General features: G+C 24.7%; 1 protein-coding gene. It reads right to left on the minus strand.

Annotated elements, in window-relative coordinates; translation table 11 throughout:
• Positions 1 to 478, minus strand: a 478-nt coding sequence (locus tag ACF91D_RS31815; protein ID WP_392438707.1) for a DUF6038 family protein, incomplete at both ends; no start/stop codon positions are given.

The raw sequence follows: 478 nt of genomic DNA on the forward strand, positions 1-478 counted from the left end.
TTATTATATTGTCTAGACGTGATTCAAAATTTTGTAAATCAAAAGTACTGTTTTTATATTGATTTATAGTATTAATAATTCTTTGATAGTTAGAAAATAAGTCGTTTTCAATACTGAGAAAGTATCCATTAACGTTGAATGGGTATTTTACAATTTCTTTTTTTCTTAATTTTTCACGGATTTTCGATTCATCATTTTGTATATCATCAGTCACAATTTTATGATTGATTCTTTTATTCAAACTTGGAAGGTAGAGTTTGTTTAATATATCAATAATGAAAAAATCTAATAATTTGTTATCAGTACGTTCACTATACTCATCTATAGTTGGCTCATTTGATATATATCTAGCTACTTCATGATTTACATTTGAATACTTGGAATCATCAGGTTCTACTTGGTTGTATATAATAAAATTTTCGGGATTGTTTTCTTTATTATATTGATGAGCTTTATATAATTGCTTGAAATTGAAGTC

Source organism: Staphylococcus sp. 231237_7MaSpsaltlick, from assembly GCF_043107035.1.